Source organism: Glacieibacterium arshaanense (assembly GCF_004681125.1).
GTDB lineage: Bacteria > Pseudomonadota > Alphaproteobacteria > Sphingomonadales > Sphingomonadaceae > Polymorphobacter_A > Polymorphobacter_A arshaanense.
This window is the reverse complement of record NZ_SIHO01000003.1, coordinates 257,694-275,194: the sequence shown is the minus strand read 5'-3', so window position 1 is coordinate 275,194 and position 17,501 is coordinate 257,694. Positions and strand designations below refer to the sequence as shown.

Genomic DNA, 17,501 nt, shown 5'->3' with positions numbered 1-17,501 from the left:
ACGAGCGCAGTTCCGAGCGCTGCAATGGCTGCTTGAACCTGTGGGGCATTGGCGCATATGCCAAGATTGACAGCAGCCGGCGACGGGATGTGGCAGTTTTAGACGAGGCAAGAACCTTGAAGGCAACGACACGGCCAGACCCCGTCTACAACACGGCCCCCGGCCGGTTTGGGCGCTATTTCGTTCCCGGCGATATGAAAACCGATGCGAATGCATTCACGACGATGCGCTGGATTCTGGCTTCGTCAGTGATGTTTTCACACGGCTGGGATCTGACGCAGCCACTGGCGGGCCTCGATCCAAGCGTAGCCATATTGGGATTTCCCGTATCGCGGCTCGCGGTGTTCCTGTTCTTCACATTGAGCGGGTTTCTTGTAACGGGCAGCTTGATCAAGCGCGGCGCAGTCGACTTTACACTGGCGCGCGGACTACGGTTGTTGCCCGGACTGTGGGTCATGATTGCGGTCATGGTGTTCGGATTATGGGCTTTATTCGGGACATTGCCGCTCGGCCAGTATCTTTCCGATCCAATGACGCGCAGCTTCGTACTGCGCAATGCTTTGCTTTGGGGCGGCGAATTCCGGTTGCCGGGCATTTTTAATGACAATCAGTTCGCCAATGTCGTCAATGGATCACTGTGGACGATACCGCATGAAGTGCGCTGCTACATCGTGCTGGCACTCATCGGTGCGGTCGGATTGTTGTTGTCGCGGCGCCTGCTGTTGGCGCTGTTCCTGATTGCCGCCGTCGTGCACCTTTTGGTGCCTCCTGAAATTGTTCCAGTGCTGGAAAATCCGCGGCGGCTGGCATTTTCGTTTTTTCTCGGGGTGCTGTTCTTTCTCTGGCGCGAACGCCTTTGGTTGTCGTGGCCGCTGGCACTGGCTGGAGCTGCGGCGGCGCTTTTGCTCCCCGACGGTGTGGTCAAAACCATGGCAATCCAGATTAGCTTCGGCTATCTTGTGCTGGTTGCGGCATTCTGTGCGCCAGCGAGTATCAAGGCCGCAAGCATACGCCTTCCGGACTATAGCTACGGCATCTACATTTATGGCTTTCCAGCGCAGCAGGTGGCGATCGCGCTTGGCATCGGGCTGGCACCGTTTACAAATATAGTCTGGGGCATCGTCATCATGTTGCCGCTGGCGGCACTTTCGTGGCATTTGGTCGAAGAGCCAGCTCTTGCTCTGAAGCGGCGCGCGGTACTGCCGGCGTGATAGTGCAGCAATTGAGACTGCGCGCAGTCGGTGCAGCGCTGGTGTTGGTGCTGCTTGCCGCGTGCCGCCCTGCATCCGCCACCGTATATTATGTTGATTATGCAGCGGGTGCAGATAGTGCCGCTGGCACCAGCGCTACTAGCGCATGGCGCCACGCGCCAGGGGACCGCGCGGCAACAGGGAGCGCCGGTGCAGCCCAGCTACGCGCCGGCGATACTGTGCGCTTTCGCGGCGGGGTCGCCTATCGCGGCACCATCCTCATGCCCGCCGACGGCAGCACTTCTGCCCCGATTCGCTATGTCGGCGACGAATGGGGTGCCGCACCCGCCATCTTTGATGGCAGCGATGCCGTGACCTCGGTCGAACGCTGCCCCGATGCGGCGCGCTGCGGCAACGCGCCGAACTGGGCGCAGCTCAGCCTGATTAGTTTCAAACCGCCGGCGACCGCGCTGGTCAAATTCTTCGACGACACCGGCATCCTGTATCAGGGGCAATATCCGGCGCCACCCGACCCGTTCTTTTCGGACGATATCGACAGCTATGCCAAGTTTCCGGTGAGCGCCGGCGCCAAGGTACGCGGCGGCGAACTCGAATGGCCCGATGCTGCCAAGCGCCTCGCGGGCAATGCCGAGGGCACCGAGTTGTCGATCTGGGTGCAAGCCAACCAGGTTACGCGCCGCACACTGGTTGGCGCACGCGGCAATGTGCTGGTATTCATCCCCGGCGACGTCAATCCCTACACCGACCGCGACGGCCGTTATGCCATTGTCGGTAGCCCGATGCTGCTTGATGCGGCGGGGCAATATGCCAGCATCAGCCCGGGCAAGGCGGTGGCATGGCTGCGCGGCGGCGCGGCCCCGACGATCGGCAATGGCCGCTTTGCCATCGACTTGGCCGGACGTTCGAACATCGTAATTCGCGGCTTCGCGTTCGAACACTTCGCCGGCGGCAACGGCGCGGTCCGCGAAGGTGTCGGCGTGCTCAACAACGGCGGTGCCTCGCAAGGCATTTCGATCGTCAACAACAAGTTCCGCAACTCGTCGCTGTTCAACGGCCAGGGCGTCATCACGCTGCGCAACGTCAACGGGCTCAAGATTACCGGCAACGAAATCCGCGAGATCGAACGTGGCTCGGGCGTGCGGCTTGGCGCGGCGCAGGACGTAACAATCGAGAACAACCGCATCGAACGCGTCGGGCGTACCGGCATCGCGCTGCTCGGCGTTGCCAACTCGACGATCCGCGGCAACCGCCTCGCGCAGATCACCGGCGTCCACGGCAATGCCATCACGCTGTATCTCAACAACCGCGGTGCGCTGGTCGAGGCCAATACCGTGACCAAATCGACGCGACCGATGACGTTCCACGGCGACAAGTCGGCGCCGGGGCCGGGCGACCACAATTTCGTCATCACGCACAACGTGTTCGTCGCTGACGCCGATGGCATTGCGGCGCTGATCAGTTGGGGCGCCAATACGCGCGGCGTCACTATCACCGGCAACATCCTGATCGGGCCGAAGGGCGGTATCCGGCTGACGCCAAGCGACACCGGCATCACCATCGCCAACAACATATCGAGCGGACTGACGGTGACCGGCGCCCAGCCCGGTGACTGGAAGGTGGGGGGCGACCGCGATGTCAACGCGCGCCAGATGGAAGCCACGTTGGCCAAGGCGGGGCCGTTGCCGGCCGATGTTTGCGCCAGTTTAAAGGCCGCACCCGGCACGGCGATCGGTGCTGACTGGCGCTGCCCGTAACCGCCCGACCGCTAAGCAAGCACGCACAATCGTCATTTTGCTGGATTATCACGCGTTTGGTCGTCAATAGAACGGGCAAAGGCCGCCACGGGATCCAGCATGCACTTTATCGCTGTCTCAGCGAATGCCGCACAGCGCACGCAACTGGCGACACTGGTGACGCGCGCCGCGGCACTGGTCGGCACCGGCACGCGGGCGGCGCGCGGCGACGATGCGGCGCCATCTGATCAGGCAAAGGCCGCCACGACCTGGCTATGCGCCGGTGCGCTGCCGGTCATCGATGACGGCGCGCTGGTCGTCGCCGGTCGGCAGCCGGCATTGGTCGCGACCGCCGATCTGCGCCGCATCGAACTGCCCGAGCTGGCGCGGCGCTGGCATGGGCTGGGCTGCCCGCCCGCTTGGCCGGCTGCAGGCGACTTTACTCCGCCATTCGCGCTGGCGCTGCTCGACCGCCGCCGCGACAGCGTGCGCGTCGTCACCGACGCCATCGGGTTGAGCCACGTCTATGTTGCGCAGGGCGACGGCGTGGCGGTGATATCATCATCGGCGCTGGCCTGCGCGCAACTGCTCGGGCGCGGCATCGATGCCGATGCGATGTTCGGCATGGCACAGATCGGCTCGATGGTCGGCACCGACACGCCGTTCGCCGGCGTCCGCAAGCTCGCCGCCGGCGAAAGCGCGACAGTCCACGACGGCGTGCTGACGGTGACGCCGATGGCAGCGCCCGCGACCCCCGACAGTGTCAGCGTTGAAGACGGCGCGCGCGTGCTGCGCGATATCATGGTCGCGCTCGCGGCGCAGTTTCCCGAAGCCGAGTTCGAACTGAGCGGCGGCATGGACAGCCGGTTGCTGCTCGCGGCGCTGCCGGCAGCGGCGCGGCGCGCGCATGCCGGCTTCACCATCGGCACCCCCGACGCCCCCGATGTGCTGGTCGCTAAGCGAATCGCCGCGCGCGAGGGCATGGCGCACAGCGTTGCCGATCCCGATGCGGTGCTGGCGACCGTCGACTTGCCGCCGCTGCTCGACAAGGTCGCGCACGACCATCAGTTCAGTACCAACCCGCTCGACCGCGTGCTTATCGCCGCGGTCGGCCAGCAATTCCGTGCGCCGCGCTTTTCTGGGCAGAACGGCGAGGCGCTGCGTGGTTTCTACTACGCCGGGCAGCGCCTCGACGCCGAGCCGACGCGCGCGATGGCGCTGCGGCTGGTCGATTGGCGGCTGTTGGCGAACGATTCGGTCGACCCGCAGCTGTTTTCGAGCGCGTTTGTCGCTGCCCAGCGCCCAGCGCTGCGCGAACGCCTCGCCGATATCGTGCTCGATTGCCGCGGCATCACATGGGCGCAAAAGATCGACACGCTGTATGAGCGTGAGCGCATGCAGCATTGGTGCGGCATCGGCATTTCGGGCATCTGCCACGAGCGCCAGATCCTGATGCCGTTCTTTGATCCGCGCATGACGGCGTTCGCGCGCGCGGTGGCACCGCAGGAAAAGGCCGGCGCACGGCTGGCGGCGCGGCTGCTGGCGGCGCTCGATGCCGGGCTGGCGGGGCTCGCCCTTGATTCAGGTATGTCACCGCGTGCGCTGGCCGGGGGTGGCGTCCGCAGCCTGCTGGCGCGCGCCGGCGCGGTCACCAAGAAAGCACTGCGGAAGGTCGGCCAGCGGCTGCGGCGCAAGCCCGCCGCGACGGTATCGGCTTCGAGCACCACGGCGATGTTCTGGGCGCAGGTCGGTGCCGCCGGGCTCGACATCGCACCGTTGCGGCGCTGGGGTATTTTTGACAACGCGGCACTGGACCGCTTTGTCGCGGGCAACTGGCGGCCTGATCGGCCGACGTTGGGATTCCTTATCAACTGCTGCGCGATGGCAAAGGCGCTGGGTGCACAGGCCCGCATTGAAGGTGGTTGCGGAACCGGCGCAGGCAATGCGATAGAAGGAGGGTCATCGTTGCCGTCCACCCCGTTGTTGGCCGCGTCGGAGTAGAACTAGTGGCGCTCAGCACTCCCAACGTCCTGCCGCTGTATTCAAAACGCGCGGTGCAGCCGCCCCGGACGCGGTTGCAGACGTTCATGGTCTATATGGCGTTCATCGGCCTGGGAACGTTTTACGGGCTGATGATGGCGTATCTGCCCGTCGGCATGATGATGATCCCGACGATTCCTATCGCCGTGATGTTCCTGCTCAGTCTGTGGCTGCTCCCGGATATCAACATCTGGGACGATCCGGCGATGCACAAGACGTTCCTGATCTTCATGGCGTTGTTCATCGTCTGGCCGAGCTATCTGGCCTTTGCGATTCCCGGGATTCCGTGGATTAGCCCGACGCGCATTGCGTTGTTCTGGCTGATGGTGCTGTTCCTGTGGGCGGTAGCGACATCGTCGAAACTGCGTGAAGAAATGGTGACGACCGCCAAGGTGTCGAAGCCAACCTTCTATTTCCTGATGCTGTTCCTGGTGGCGCAGGTGATTTCGCTGCCGTTCGGCAACGATCCGGTCGCTGCAGTCCAGCGTGCCGTCAACAACCAGTTCTACTGGACGGGCATGTTCTTCTTGGCCTGCCATCTGTTCCTGCAACCCGGTGCCTTGCGGCGGTTTCTGGTGGTGTTGATGTGGCTGGCGACGATCACAGTGCTCATCGGGCTATGGGAAAACCGCATCGAGCAGTTGCCCTATGCGCCTTACATCCCGTCATTCCTGCGCACCGACGAAGCTTACATGGCGCGCATTCTGAGTCCACAAGCGCGCGCCACCGATGGCTATTATCGAGCCCATAGTGTTTTTGTGGTCGGATTGACCTTCGCAGAGTTTTTGGCGCTGTGTCTACCGTTCCTCATCCATTTCGGCGTAACAACGCGCAGTACCGTCAACAGGGCGCTCGCCGGTGCGGGCTATGTACTGTTTTCTGCGGGCATCTGGGTTTCGCACTCGCGCCTCGGCATTGTCGGCTGGTTCGAATCCAACTTCTTATATTTGATCCTATGGTCGACGCGCCGCATGTACTTCCGTAAGTCGGACATGATTGCGCCCGCACTTACCTACGGCTTCCCGGCGATGTTTATTGGCTTTATCGGGCTAGTCTCGGTGTGGCAGCGCCTGCGTACGACGATTTTCGGCACTGGCGCAGCGCAATCGAGCACCGATGCTCGTATTGCGCAGCGTGACAGAGCGATCCCGCTGATCCTCAAGCATCCACTGGGCTTTGGCGCGGCGCAAGGCAGCGACGCGCTCGACTTCCGCAATGCCGGTGGTGCCCAGACGGTTGACAGCTACTTCCTGACGCTGGCGCTCGACTATGGTATCCTTGGCTTCATTTCCTATTTCGGTTTCTGCATTTCAGGAGCGATCCGTGGACTCAAGACTTATTTCAGGACCGATGACGAGGAACTTTTGCTGTCGGGGCCTTTGGCGATCGCCGTGCTCAACTCGATCGTCATCAAGCTGGTGCTGAGCCAGGAGCAGATGCAGCCGCTGCTGTTCCTGTTCATGGGCGCGCTGATGGCGGCGGCGTTCCGGCACAAGATGGCGGTCGAAGCGGCGCGCACTGGCGCCGAAATCGACAAGTCGGCGCTCGTGCTGGCGCGCGGGTGACCGCAACACCCGCAATCGATACGAGGTCTGCTTGACATGGCACGGCGAACCGCCGCTCTGACGAGCCTTGCCAAGGGCTATCTCGAACGCAATCCGCACATCCTGCAGACCTTTGCGGCGTTTTCGATCAAGATTGTCGGCGCGGTGCTGAGCTTTGGCTTTACCATCCTGCTGGCGCGCGCCTATGGCCCCGCCGGCGTCGGCCAGTTCGGGCTGGCGGTGACGACGTTGCTGATTGCCTCGACCGCCGCACTGCTCGGCACCGACTATATCCTGATCCGCACCGTCGCGGGCGACATCAAGATCGACCGCCGTGATCTCGCGCGCGGCGCCATCCGCACCGTCGCGACAATGGTGCTGGTCACCAGCATCGCTGTTGCGGTCGTGCTGACGCTGGGCGGTGTGCCGCTGCTGCAACGCCTTTACGACAGGCCCGCCGACGGGCTGGTGCTGCGCGCCGTGACCTTCGGCGTGATCCCTATTGCGCTGATCCGTATCGTTTCTTCATCGTTGCGCAGCAGCGGCCGCGTGCTGTTCGCGCAGATCCTCGATGGACCCGCCTCGATGGCAATTGCAATTACCACGGTGGGCGTCCTTCACGTGCTGGCGGTGCCGACCACCGTCGTCAGTGCCGGTATCGCCTATGTCGCCGGGATTGCCATCTGCGTGGCGATTGGTGCCGTGGTGCAATGGCGCGACATGCGCGACTGGCCGCATACGCCTGTGCCGTTGCGGCCGATTCTGGCGCAGGGCTGGCCGATCCTGTGCGTCGTGCTCGTCGGTTATTCGATCGACTGGCTGATCCTGACCTTGCTGGCGACGCACCAAAGCGCCGTCGAAGTCGGTATTTTTCGCACCGCGTGGCAGGTCACCAGCATCTTCAACTTGATCATCGTCAGCTTCGATGCCGTTGCCGGGCCGCGCATCGCGGCGGCCTACCGCATCGGCGACCTGTCGGGCATCGGCCGCACCTGGCGGCAAGCGGTGGCGATCATCCTGGGGCTTTCGCTGCCGCTGTTCGTGCTGACGCTCGGTTTTCCGGGGCTGGTCATGCAGCTGTTCGGCAGCGAGTTTGCCGAAGGCGCGACGGTGCTGCGCATCCTCGCGCTGGCGCAGCTGGTCAACGTGCTCACGGGCCCGATCGGCTCGGTGCTGATCATGACCGGTGGCGAACGCTATTCGCTGGGCAATTCGCTGCTGTCGCTCGGCGTGGCGCTGCTGACAGCACTGACACTGATCCCGCTGTTCGGACTGACAGGTGCGGCAATCGCCTCGGCACTGACGCTGTCTGTGCGCAATCTCGTCGGCTGGGCGATCGTCGCCTTCAAGCTCAAACTGCCGCTGCTGCGGCGCTAGCGTTAGTTGCGCAGCGGGTTGCGCAAGACGTAGCGGCCGTCGCGGAAATCGCCGAACATCTGCTCGACACCCGGGTGCTGCACCGGCTCGGCGGCTTCCTCGCGCACCAGATTCTGCTGGCTGACATAGGCGACGTATGACGCGTCGTCGTTTTCGGCGAGCAGGTGATAGAACGGCTGGTCCTTGCGCGGCCGGACGTTTTCCGGAATCGACTGCCACCATTCCTCGGTATTGGCGAACTGAGGATCGACATCGAAGATGACGCCGCGGAACGGGAACAGCCGGTGACGCACGACATCGCCGATGCCGAATGTTGCCATCGGCATCGATGCAAGGCCTGCTTCACCCGTCGCGGCAGGCGCGATGGCGGGCGGCGGATCGATCGACTTGTCGTTCACAAGCTACCTCGGACGTGATGGGCATGATTGCCCGGACGAGAGCATATAGGAATTTGTCGAGCGACGAAAAGGCCTAGTGTCGCGGTGAATGCGCGCAGCCTATTGGCAAACCCCCGGTCGCTGGCTATACGCGCGCCTTCGACCGGTGCACGCCAGTGCGCCCACCTCGATTGCGGAGAGGTGCCAGAGTGGTCGAATGGGACGGTCTCGAAAACCGTTGTGGGTGCAAGCTCACCGTGGGTTCGAATCCCACCCTCTCCGCCATTTTCCCCGCCACATCCTTCAGAGCCGCTGCGGCAGTCCCTGATTGCAGGTCGCGCTGGAACGCTTCGGTCATGCTTTTCGGCGGTGAGCTGGTGATATACCTTGTGCAGACCTTGTTTGGCCAAGGCATGCATGAGCCGGACTTCGCGTCTGAAAGGCGCTTCGTGCCGTCGTGCAGAACTAGGCTATCCATTTTTTCGAAGGATTCGTGTAATGTTGCCGCGTGGATAGGTTCGTGGAAATTCCGCCGGCGGAGTTGCGGCGACAGGACCGGATCTTGGCATGGATTTCCAGGGTCGGTCCGCAATTCGCGATTGTCATTTCAGCGATGGTACTGGCTTCCTGGCTGAGCCATGCGGCCTGGCTTCACCAGAAGCTGCCGTTCATATTCATGATGAAGTTCAATGCGGCGCTTGGGGCATTGCTCTGCGCGCTGGCATTGAGGCTGCATTTGCATGGCCGCAGGCGCACGTCGGTGACGTTGGCAGCCTTGGCGCTGCTGGTCGGCATATTGTCGATTTCAGCCAATATGTTCGACATACCCCGCGGGTTCGGCGAGCTTTTCGTCCGCGACTGGGCAGGCAACCACCCCGGCGCACCAGGCGCAGTGCCGGTAGCTTCAGCGTTGACGATTGGCATTATGGCCTCGGCATTGCTGACTTTGGGGCTCGTTCGCTCGACACCGTGGCGGAATGTCGCCATCCAGATCGCTTGCCTGCTGACCTTCGCGCTGTCCTTCGAAGTCATTGCCTTTCGGCTGGCGCAAGGCGGCTACCTGTTCGCGCCGGCGCATTCGGACAGAATGTCGGGTGTCGGGGCGCTAGTCGCCATCGCTTTGAGCACCGCCGTGCTCGCCGACAGCTGGCGGCAGGAAACGCTTACGGTGATGCGCGTGCCGATAGGATTGCCGCTACTTTACTGCCTCGCGGTTGCAACGATCGATTTATATACGCCGCTCGAGCTCAATATCGCGATCTGCTATATCCCGCTGGTGTTCTTCGCGCTGGCGTTCAATCGTCCGAGCACCGTCATCGACCTTGCCGCTTTGGCAACTTTTCTCATCGTGCTGGGCGTGATCGTATCGCCGCGCGGCGAGATGCCGCTGTGGATGGTGATCATCAACCGCTCGCTGGCCATCATCGCGGTGTGGCTGATAGCGTTTCTGGTCAACGCGGTACTCGTCGCGCGCAACCGGTCGCGTCGTAGCCAGCAGCATCTGGCATCGGCACAGCGCCTCGCCAAGAGCGGCAGCTTCGAGCTCGACTTCAGGACGATGATGCTCGAAGGCAGCCATGCGTTCGATCTGATGCATGCACGCCGTGAAGGGCCCGGTAGCTGGGCGGCATTTGCCGATACTTCGGTAGCGCCCGATGACCGCGCAGCGCTTGCAAGGTTGATCGAACGTGCGCGCGACGGCGTCGAGTCCGACCCTATCGACTATAGTTTTCTCGGCGCCGATGCCTCGGCGCGCAATGCCGTTTTGCACACGCGCCTGATCAAGGGCCCGGGCGGCGCGGTGACCGGCCTGATAGGCGTGGTTCAGGACGTCACCGAAGCCCGCAAGGCGCAAGCGCATCAAGCCGAAATCGAAATGCAGCTGCGCCATGCGCAAAAGCTCGAGGCGCTCGGCGAGCTGGTGGGCGGCATCGCGCACGATCTCAACAATACGCTGCTGCCGGTGACGATGCTGGTGCCGGCGCTACGCAAATCGGCGCCCGGCCGCATCAGCGAGGGGCTCGAGCTCATCGGCAGCGCGGCAGACCGGGCGCGCGAGCTGGTGCGCGAAATTCTGCGGTTCAGCCGCAAGGATCCGGCGTCGAAGGAACCGCTGCGCCTCGATGAACTGGTGGCGCAGGCGTTGCCGATCATCCGCGCCGGCATTCCCAAGACGACGAAAATTGTCGCCGAAATGACCGAAGTTCCCGAGATTCTGGGCAGCAAGGGTCAAATCTACCAGACGCTGCTCAACCTGGTGACCAACGCGGCGCGCGCCATCGGCACTAAGCATGGCACCATCACTATCAATGTGCGCCACGATCCGGGCGGCAACGTCGTGCTGACGGTTGCGGACGACGGAATCGGCATGGACGAGGCGACACGCGCGCATATTTTCGAGCCGTTTTTTACCCGGCACGCCAATGCCGGTGGTACAGGACTGGGACTTTCGATTGTCAACGGCATCGTAATGGCGCATGGCGGCTCAATATCGGTTGCCAGTGCACCGGGAGTCGGTACGCGTTTCGAGCTGAAGTTTCCTGCCCAGAGAATGATGGAGGCCGCCTGATGGCCGATTCAGCGCTGCTGCGCATCCTGATCATCGACGACGATGAACACGTCCAGAAGTCGCTAGTGTTCGTGCTCAAGATGATGGGGCACGAAATTTTCACCGCCGATACCGCCGCACAGGGCGTGCGAACGTTCGCCGAATGTCACCCCGACCTGGTTTTCGTCGACATGGTCATGCCCGGCGGCCACGGGGTCGATGCCGTGCATGACATTCGCGCGCTCGACGCCAGCGTATATATAGTCGCCATGTCGGGCAGCGACGAGGGCGGACTGAATAATCTGCTGGCCACCGCGCGCGCCAAGGGCGCCAACGAAAGCCTCGGCAAGCCGTTCGATTTCAATGAGATCGAACGCGTACTCATGAAAGTCGCGAGCCTGACGACGCAGCAGCGCCGCGCCGGCTGAACCCCTAGACCGGGCAGGTCTGAACCCTGCGGCGGCAGCGACGGGGCTGAACCGGCACGCGCTATTTAACCGAATAGGATGTCGGTGACGTGGACCGCGCCGGTGATCGAGATGTTTTCGACGCTATGGTCGACGCTATCGGTAACCGCCCAGACGTTGCCTGAAACCAGTGTCATCGTGGAGCCTGCCGCCCAGCCGATGAGGTGAATGGTATCGCCGGCGGCGCTGCCATTGCCGACAAAGTCGCTGATGATGTCGCCGTTTGCCTCGCCCTTGTGGAACAGGAACTCGTCGTTCCCGGTGCCGCCGGTGAGCTTGTCAGCGCCGGCACCGCCATCGAGAACGTCGTTGCCTGCCGCGCCGAGCAGGAAGTCGTTGCCGCCCATCCCGTACAGCTTATCGACGCCGCTGCTGCCAGTCATGGTGTTCACCAGCGCGTTGCCGATACCTGTGAAGCTGCCCGAACCGCCATAGGCGACATCCTCGACGCCGGTGCCGAGCGTGTAACTCGACAGAGTCGTCTTTACCTTGTCGAGACCACCCAGGGCAATGCCGGTGTCGAGTTCGACAACAACGTCGCCAGCATTGTCGACATAGTAGAAGTCGTTACCGTCACCACCGACCATGGTATCGGCGCCGGCCTTGCCGTCAATGATATTGGCGCCGCTGTTGCCGATCAGGATATTGGCGGCAGCGTTGCCGGTCAGATTGCCGTCTGTACTGCCCGTCAGCGTCAGATTTTCGAGCCCGGTGGCGAGCACATAGCTACGATCCACGATGACTGTGTCGTTCCCGCCAGCTTCGATGATCGTCTGCGTTGGGTTATTGATGTAGTAGGTGTCGTCACCGAGCCCGCCGATAAGCGTATCATTGCCAAGGTTGCCATTGATTACATCATTGCCGATGCCGCCGACGATGGTGTTGTCTTCATCATTGCCGTTCAAAACGGCGCCTACGGTGCCCGTGTAGATTAGTGTTTCGAGTTGATGCCCCAGCGTCCACGAGATCGAAGAATAGATGGTTTCGTTGCCACCTGTATCAATGATCTTGTCGCCGGCGTTGTCGACATAATATGTGTCGTCCCCACCAAGCCCTTCGAGGATGTCGGCACCGCCCTTGCCGTCAAGGACGTCATTACCGTCCCAGCCGGTCAGGTGGTTGACCTTGTCGTTGCCGACACCGGTGAAATTGCCGATCCCGCTGTAGGTAAGATTGTCGGTGACTGCATCGAGCGTGTACGACGCCAGTGGGGTGACCACGGTCGCGTTTTCGGTGATCGTCATGCGATCGGCGCGGGTCATCGTCGGATCAATTTCGATGGTGCCAGTCTGGTTCCAGAACTGCAGGTCATGCGTACTGTTGATGACGTGGACATGGCCGACGTTGTCGGTGAACACGATGTTGTGCGAGTTGTCATCGATCTGAAAGCGCGGCGTGTCGTTGGCCGCAGTTCCGGTGCCCGACCAGACTAGAGTGTTACCGGTGACAGTGCCGCTCACGTTTTCGAGCAGAATGCCCTGACCAGTTCCTTCGACTACGGTGTTGCCGCTGACGACGGCACCAGGAAAGCCGTAGCCCATACCATTGTCATCGAGATAGATGCCGACCATTCCATCGCCACTACCCTGTTCGAGCAGGTTGTTGGCGATGGTGACGCCTGGCACCGGCCCGTGATCGACCCAGACATGGATCCGATCACCATGATCGCCGGCGCCGCCAAAGCTCCAGGGATGGCTGGTCCAAGTGTGATTACCGGTAATGGTTAAACCCGAAAGCACCGAACCCGTAATCGGCGAAGTGCGCAGGTCATGGATAGTGTTATCGGTGATTGTAATGTTGGTGCTGTCCGAAAAGGTCACGCCTTTATGGAACACGCTGATGTCACTGTTGCTGATGGTACAATCGCTCGAAGTTTCAAAATTGACGCCCTTGCCTGCAGGCAACCCGATAACGTTGCCGGTCTTGTCGAGCACAGTCGAGGTCTGCGGCACGCCGTTGATCGCGACCCCGCCTGTGATCTTGGCGTTGGTGATGGTGACATGGTCGCTGACCACGACGCGGACCGCTTGCGCGTTGTTCGTGCTTGTCAGCGTTGGTGTCAGTTTGATGGTCGATCCGTCGAGAGTGACATGGCTGACATTGGTCAACTGGACGCCGGTAAAGCTGCCCCCTTTGATGGTCACGTTCTCGGTATAGGTTTTGTCCTTCATGTAGAGAACGCCGTAGTTGCCCGGCGCCAGCACCAACGTATCGCCCGACTGAAGTGCCGCAAACGCGGTCTTGTAGGTCGCCGTATTCGCAAAAAGAGTGGCCATTGCTGCCTCCATCAATGATGTTCTTGTCTCGTGAAGGATCCAAAAGGCCCTTTGGGCATCGCTGTTAAGTGGAATCGGTGGCTTTCAGCCTCTATTGCGGTAATTGCGGTAGTAGTTCGGCACCCCCGTTGCACTGCGCGCCCGACTGTTGGGCGAATACGGGGATTCTACGGTAGCCGTCCGCCCATGCTTTGCGCCGTGAAAATTCAACATGCGCGACTCGCGACTCGGCGCTGCGGCTGGGCAACGCACCTTCAGGAGTCGGAAATTTGCCGCGAAGCGGCGGCCTATGCGGTGAAATGTCGTCGTATTGGCAATTAGGCGACCCGCCGGGGTCCGTCGTCATTGCGTCCGGATGGCGGTTCATGCGATAGTTTGGGCGGGGCGACACGGACTACAGTAAAGATGCGTGTGTTACGGGTATTTAACAATATTCCTGCACACGAAATCTGTATCTGTAGTCACGAAGGTTTTGACAGGGCATGTCGCAGATTTTGGGTTGCCTGACGAATTGCATGCGCGCACCAGGGGGGGCGACATGACGTTAAGTAAACATGTCTATGTCGTCGATGACGACAGCATGGTGCGCAGTTCTACCGCCTATTTTCTCGACTCTTCGGGATATGTCGCGCGGATGTGGAACAGTGGTCAGGCGTTCCTCGATGATATGCCCGGGCTGAGCCCCGGCTGCGTCCTGCTCGATGTGCGGATGCCGCAGATCGATGGCCTGCAGGTCATCGAGCTGATGCACGACCGCCTCGCGCAGTTTCCAGTCATCATCATGACCGGGCACGGTGACATCGCCACCGCGGTGCAGGCGATGAAGCTCGGCGCCAGCGACTTCCACGAAAAGCCGTTCGATGAAGCCACACTGATTGCAACGCTCGAACGCTTGTTCGCGGCGCTCGACAGGCAAGTCGAAGCAGACGACCAGCGTGCCGATGCGGCGCAGCGGCTGAAACAGCTGACCAGGCGCGAGGTCGACATATTGCAGGGCCTCGCCGAGGGGCTGCCGAACAAGGTGCTGGCGTATCGGCTCGGGCTGAGCGTGCGGACTGTCGAGATGCACCGGTCGAACATGATGAACCACCTTGGGGTACGGTCGCTGCCCGAAGCCCTGCGCCTGGCATTTCTGGCGGGCGTGGTTTCGCTTGATGCCGGTGACACGGGTGATGCCTAGTGGACGAACACATCCTGCTGCTGGTTGACGATCCGCGCGAAGCGCAGGCCATCGTGACGCAACTGGCGGCGGCCGGCATCACCGCCAAAGTCGCTTCGCCGCGTGACGTTGCGGCGGCGATCCGCGATTGCACGCTTGGCGCGGCGCTACTGACCGAAAAGATGCTTGACCGCTACGGCATCGAAGGCGTGACCGCTGCGGTGGAGGCGCAACCGCCATGGTCGGACTGCCCGGTGCTGCTGCTGACACATCGTGACTACGTGCCGAGCACCGACCGCAAAGCGGTCATGGAGCTCGCCAATATCACGCTGGTCGAGCGGCCACTGCACACCGAATCGCTGGTCACGGCGGCGCGCGGGGCGCTGCGGGCGCGAGCGCGCCAGCGCAAGGCGCAGGCGGTTCTGGAAGCGCATGACGCCGCCGAAGCACAGGTCCGCGCGCTCGCGGCATCGCTTGAGGCGCGCGTCATCGAGCGCACCAGCGCGCTGACCACGGAAATGCAGCAGCGCGCGCTTGCCGAGGTGCGGCTGCGCGAAAGCGAAGAGCTGTACCGTTTGACGCTCGACCTCAATGACCAGATTGCGTGGAGCGCCGCTGCAGGCGGTGCGCCGCTTCTGGTCGGCGAGCGCCTTTACGAAGTGACCGGGCTGAGCTTCGAGAAGTTTGCCAATGGCGACTGGAGCAGTGTCGCGCATCCCGATGACCTGGCGCTGATTGGCGAAGTGTGGGAGCGTGCAGGCACGGTGGGCGCCGCGTTCGACGTGCAGTTTCGCGTGCGCCGTGGCGATGGCAACTACCGCTGGGTGCGTTCACGCGGGGCCCCGCGCCGCGATGCGGACGGGAACGTGGCGCAATGGTACGGCACGGTCGAGGATATCGACGAGCGCCACCAGGCCGAAGAACGTTACAACCGCCTGCAGTCCGAACTGATCCACGTGTCACGCGGCAGCGCCATGGGCGCGATGGCATCGACGCTGGCGCATGAGCTCAACCAGCCGCTGACGGCGATCGCGAATTATGTCCGTGGCAGTCGCCGGATGGTCGGCGCGCTGACCGGCGACGGTGTGGCAGGCGTCCTCGACGCGCTGGGGCAAGCCGATGCCAGCGTCATCAAGGCTGTCGAAGTCGTGCGCCGGCTGCGCGAAATGGCCGCGCACAACCAGGACCAGCGCCGCGCCGAAAACCTGCCCGATTTGATCCGCGAGGCGAGCAAAATGGCGCTGGCCGATGCAGGTGTGCTCGAAATAGCATACAAGATCGACCTCGACCCGAGCGCCACGACGGTTTTTGCCGACAAGATCCAAATTCAACAGGTGCTGACTAATTTGCTGCGCAATGCCGTCGAGGCGCTGACACCAAATGGTTTGCGCCGGATCGGCATCCTGACGAAGCTGGTCGGTGACGCTTGCGTGATTACGGTGCGCGACACCGGCACCGGCGTTTCCCCGCCAGCCGCGCCGCGCCTGTTCGAACCGTTCAATTCAACCAAGCTAGCCGGGCTCGGTATTGGGCTGTCGATCAGCCGAACGATTGTCGAAGCGCATGGTGGCCAGATCTGGCACGAGGCACGTCCAGGCGGCGGCGCTATTTTCCGATTCACCCTGCCCTGCGCGCCGGTAGCGCGCCAGCCCGCCGCAACCCCCGCGCACCACTAGGCGCGCCGCGTCAGCGCGGGGCGCGTTCCCAGCGCTGCATGGCGCGACGCAGGCTGGTGGTATCCTGATAGCCCAGTTGCTCTGCAATATCGGCAAAGCCAAGCGTTCCCGATGCCAGCATACGCATAGCGCGGCGCTGCAGTTCATTTTCGAGCAGCGCGCGAAAGCCGCTGCCTTCTTCGGCAAGCCGCCGCGTCAGCGTGCGCCGCGATACGCCAATAATCTGCGCGCAGCGTTCGGCATCGAGCCGGCCGGGCGGCGCCTGCGCCAGAATCTGCGCGACACGGTTCTGGATCTGGTCCGACGCGAAACTGCCGCCGGTGCGCGCCTTGACCAGCGCTTCCAGATTGGCAAGCGCGCTGGCATGCAGTGCCGGGTCGGCAAACGGCGAAGCAATCGCCAGCCAACTGGTCGGCAGCGCAATGAAGCTCACGGTCTGGTCAAAGACAGTCGGGCCGCCGAGTTTGGCTGCGAGCAACTCGCCATGCCGCGTGCGTTCGCCCGCCAATCCATAACGCAGCGCTGCCAGCGACTGAGCCGGTTGTGTCGTCAGTCCGCCAATCAATGACTGCAACGCCATCATCGCGACGCTGGCGACAATATGCCATTCGGCCGTGGCTATATCGGCAATACATTCGAGTTCGACCAGCGAGCGCGAGCGGCCGCGGCGCAGGCTAACGCGCGCCATCGGTGTCCGAATCTGCGTAAACCGGGCCAATATGGCCAGCGCATCGCCCAGTGTCGCTGCCGACTGGGTCGCGACGCCGACCGGTCCGTACGCCGAAAAGTGCAACAGTTCCTTGACCTCGAAGATCCAGCCGGGCGGAAAAAGCCGGTTTGCGTTTTCGAAAAACTTTATCTGCTGCCGGACAGTAATCTCGCTGGCACTCTTCTCGATTTGGTCCGCACTCAACCCGGTGCCATCGATCAGCGCGGCGCGGCGTTCGGGCGTGGTCGCGAAGTACCGCCAGACCAGCCGCATGTGGCTGATCGTCATCGGCATATCGAGACGGGGATCGGATTTGGCCATTTGGCTCAAAATGCCCGAAATTTGGCGCAATTGGTAGTGCGCATTGCAAAAACAATGCGTTAT

General features: G+C 62.3%; 12 protein-coding genes and 1 tRNA gene. 10 read left to right on the top strand and 3 right to left on the bottom strand.

All coding sequences use genetic code 11. From position 1 onward, the window contains the following. The first annotated feature begins 32 nt into the window (after positions 1-32). The 5 genes from EUV02_RS13285 (at position 33) to EUV02_RS13265 (ending at position 7,905) form a co-directional block, all read left to right on the top strand. Positions 33-1,211 carry an acyltransferase family protein gene (locus tag EUV02_RS13285; protein WP_135246773.1) on the top strand — a complete coding sequence of 393 codons (1,179 nt, stop codon included), beginning with the start codon at positions 33-35 and terminating at the stop codon, positions 1,209-1,211. A 218-nt stretch (positions 1,212-1,429) separates the two neighbouring features. Next, positions 1,430-2,965, top strand: a complete 1,536-nt coding sequence (locus tag EUV02_RS13280) for a right-handed parallel beta-helix repeat-containing protein (RefSeq protein WP_166430629.1) — start codon at positions 1,430-1,432, stop codon at positions 2,963-2,965. 99 nt (positions 2,966-3,064) lie between these two features. After that, a complete protein-coding gene (locus EUV02_RS13275; protein WP_135246771.1) occupies positions 3,065-4,945 on the top strand; it encodes an asparagine synthetase B family protein in 1,881 nt (626 codons plus the stop codon). 5 nt (positions 4,946-4,950) lie between these two features. After that, positions 4,951-6,549 (top strand): O-antigen ligase family protein, encoded by a 1,599-nt coding sequence (locus EUV02_RS13270; RefSeq protein WP_135246770.1) that lies wholly within the window; start codon positions 4,951-4,953, stop codon positions 6,547-6,549. Between the two features lie 36 nt (positions 6,550-6,585). Then, a complete protein-coding gene (locus EUV02_RS13265) occupies positions 6,586-7,905 on the top strand; it encodes an oligosaccharide flippase family protein (RefSeq protein ID WP_135246769.1) in 1,320 nt (439 codons plus the stop codon). Between the two features lie 2 nt (positions 7,906-7,907). On the opposite strand, the gene hspQ is transcribed toward EUV02_RS13265, so the two are convergent. Continuing rightward, the gene (hspQ, locus tag EUV02_RS13260) at positions 7,908-8,231 is read right to left on the bottom strand and encodes a heat shock protein HspQ (RefSeq protein WP_135247014.1); all 324 of its coding nucleotides are present in this window, start codon (positions 8,229-8,231) and stop codon (positions 7,908-7,910) included. A gap of 246 nt (positions 8,232-8,477) precedes the next feature. On the opposite strand from hspQ, the gene EUV02_RS13255 reads away from it, so the two are divergent. The 3 genes from EUV02_RS13255 (at position 8,478) to EUV02_RS13245 (ending at position 11,258) form a co-directional block, all read left to right on the top strand. Continuing rightward, positions 8,478-8,567: transfer RNA gene (locus EUV02_RS13255), tRNA-Ser, on the top strand. 328 nt (positions 8,568-8,895) lie between these two features. Then, complete coding sequence (locus EUV02_RS13250; protein ID WP_135246768.1) at positions 8,896-10,851, top strand: sensor histidine kinase; 1,956 nt, start codon at positions 8,896-8,898, stop codon at positions 10,849-10,851. Continuing rightward, positions 10,851-11,258 carry a response regulator gene (locus tag EUV02_RS13245; RefSeq protein WP_135246767.1) on the top strand — a complete coding sequence of 136 codons (408 nt, stop codon included), beginning with the start codon at positions 10,851-10,853 and terminating at the stop codon, positions 11,256-11,258. The genes EUV02_RS13250 and EUV02_RS13245 overlap by 1 nt, the downstream gene beginning before the upstream one ends. A gap of 65 nt (positions 11,259-11,323) precedes the next feature. Here EUV02_RS13245 and EUV02_RS13240 read toward each other — a convergent pair whose 3' ends face one another. Continuing rightward, positions 11,324-13,573: a right-handed parallel beta-helix repeat-containing protein gene (locus EUV02_RS13240; protein ID WP_166430628.1), complete on the bottom strand. Its 2,250-nt coding sequence runs from the start codon at positions 13,571-13,573 to the stop codon at positions 11,324-11,326. A gap of 538 nt (positions 13,574-14,111) precedes the next feature. On the opposite strand from EUV02_RS13240, the gene EUV02_RS13235 reads away from it, so the two are divergent. Together EUV02_RS13235 and EUV02_RS13230 are read left to right on the top strand one after the other, a co-directional pair. Continuing rightward, entirely contained in the window at positions 14,112-14,753 is a 642-nt protein-coding gene (locus tag EUV02_RS13235) for a response regulator transcription factor (protein WP_135246765.1), read from the top strand. Further along, positions 14,753-16,408 (top strand): ATP-binding protein, encoded by a 1,656-nt coding sequence (locus EUV02_RS13230; RefSeq protein WP_135246764.1) that lies wholly within the window; start codon positions 14,753-14,755, stop codon positions 16,406-16,408. Before EUV02_RS13235 ends, EUV02_RS13230 begins: the two co-directional genes overlap by 1 nt. A 10-nt stretch (positions 16,409-16,418) precedes the next feature. On the opposite strand, the gene EUV02_RS13225 is transcribed toward EUV02_RS13230, so the two are convergent. After that, positions 16,419-17,438, bottom strand: a complete 1,020-nt coding sequence (locus EUV02_RS13225) for an AraC family transcriptional regulator (RefSeq protein WP_166430627.1) — start codon at positions 17,436-17,438, stop codon at positions 16,419-16,421. Between the last annotated feature and the right edge of the window lie 63 nt (positions 17,439-17,501).

Bases quoted from the DNA above. Each gene is read 5' to 3' on its own strand.
- EUV02_RS13225 (WP_166430627.1), bottom strand. From the start codon at position 17,438: ATGGCCAAATCCGATCCCCGTCTCGATATGCCGATGACGATCAGCCAC.
- EUV02_RS13235 (WP_135246765.1), top strand. From the start codon at position 14,112: ATGACGTTAAGTAAACATGTCTATGTCGTCGATGACGACAGCATGGTG.
- EUV02_RS13245 (WP_135246767.1), top strand. From the start codon at position 10,851: ATGGCCGATTCAGCGCTGCTGCGCATCCTGATCATCGACGACGATGAA.
- hspQ (WP_135247014.1), bottom strand. From the start codon at position 8,231: ATGCCGATGGCAACATTCGGCATCGGCGATGTCGTGCGTCACCGGCTG.
- EUV02_RS13250 (WP_135246768.1), top strand. From the start codon at position 8,896: ATGGTACTGGCTTCCTGGCTGAGCCATGCGGCCTGGCTTCACCAGAAG.
- EUV02_RS13275 (WP_135246771.1), top strand. From the start codon at position 3,065: ATGCACTTTATCGCTGTCTCAGCGAATGCCGCACAGCGCACGCAACTG.
- EUV02_RS13265 (WP_135246769.1), top strand. From the start codon at position 6,586: ATGGCACGGCGAACCGCCGCTCTGACGAGCCTTGCCAAGGGCTATCTC.
- EUV02_RS13240 (WP_166430628.1), bottom strand. From the start codon at position 13,573: ATGGCCACTCTTTTTGCGAATACGGCGACCTACAAGACCGCGTTTGCG.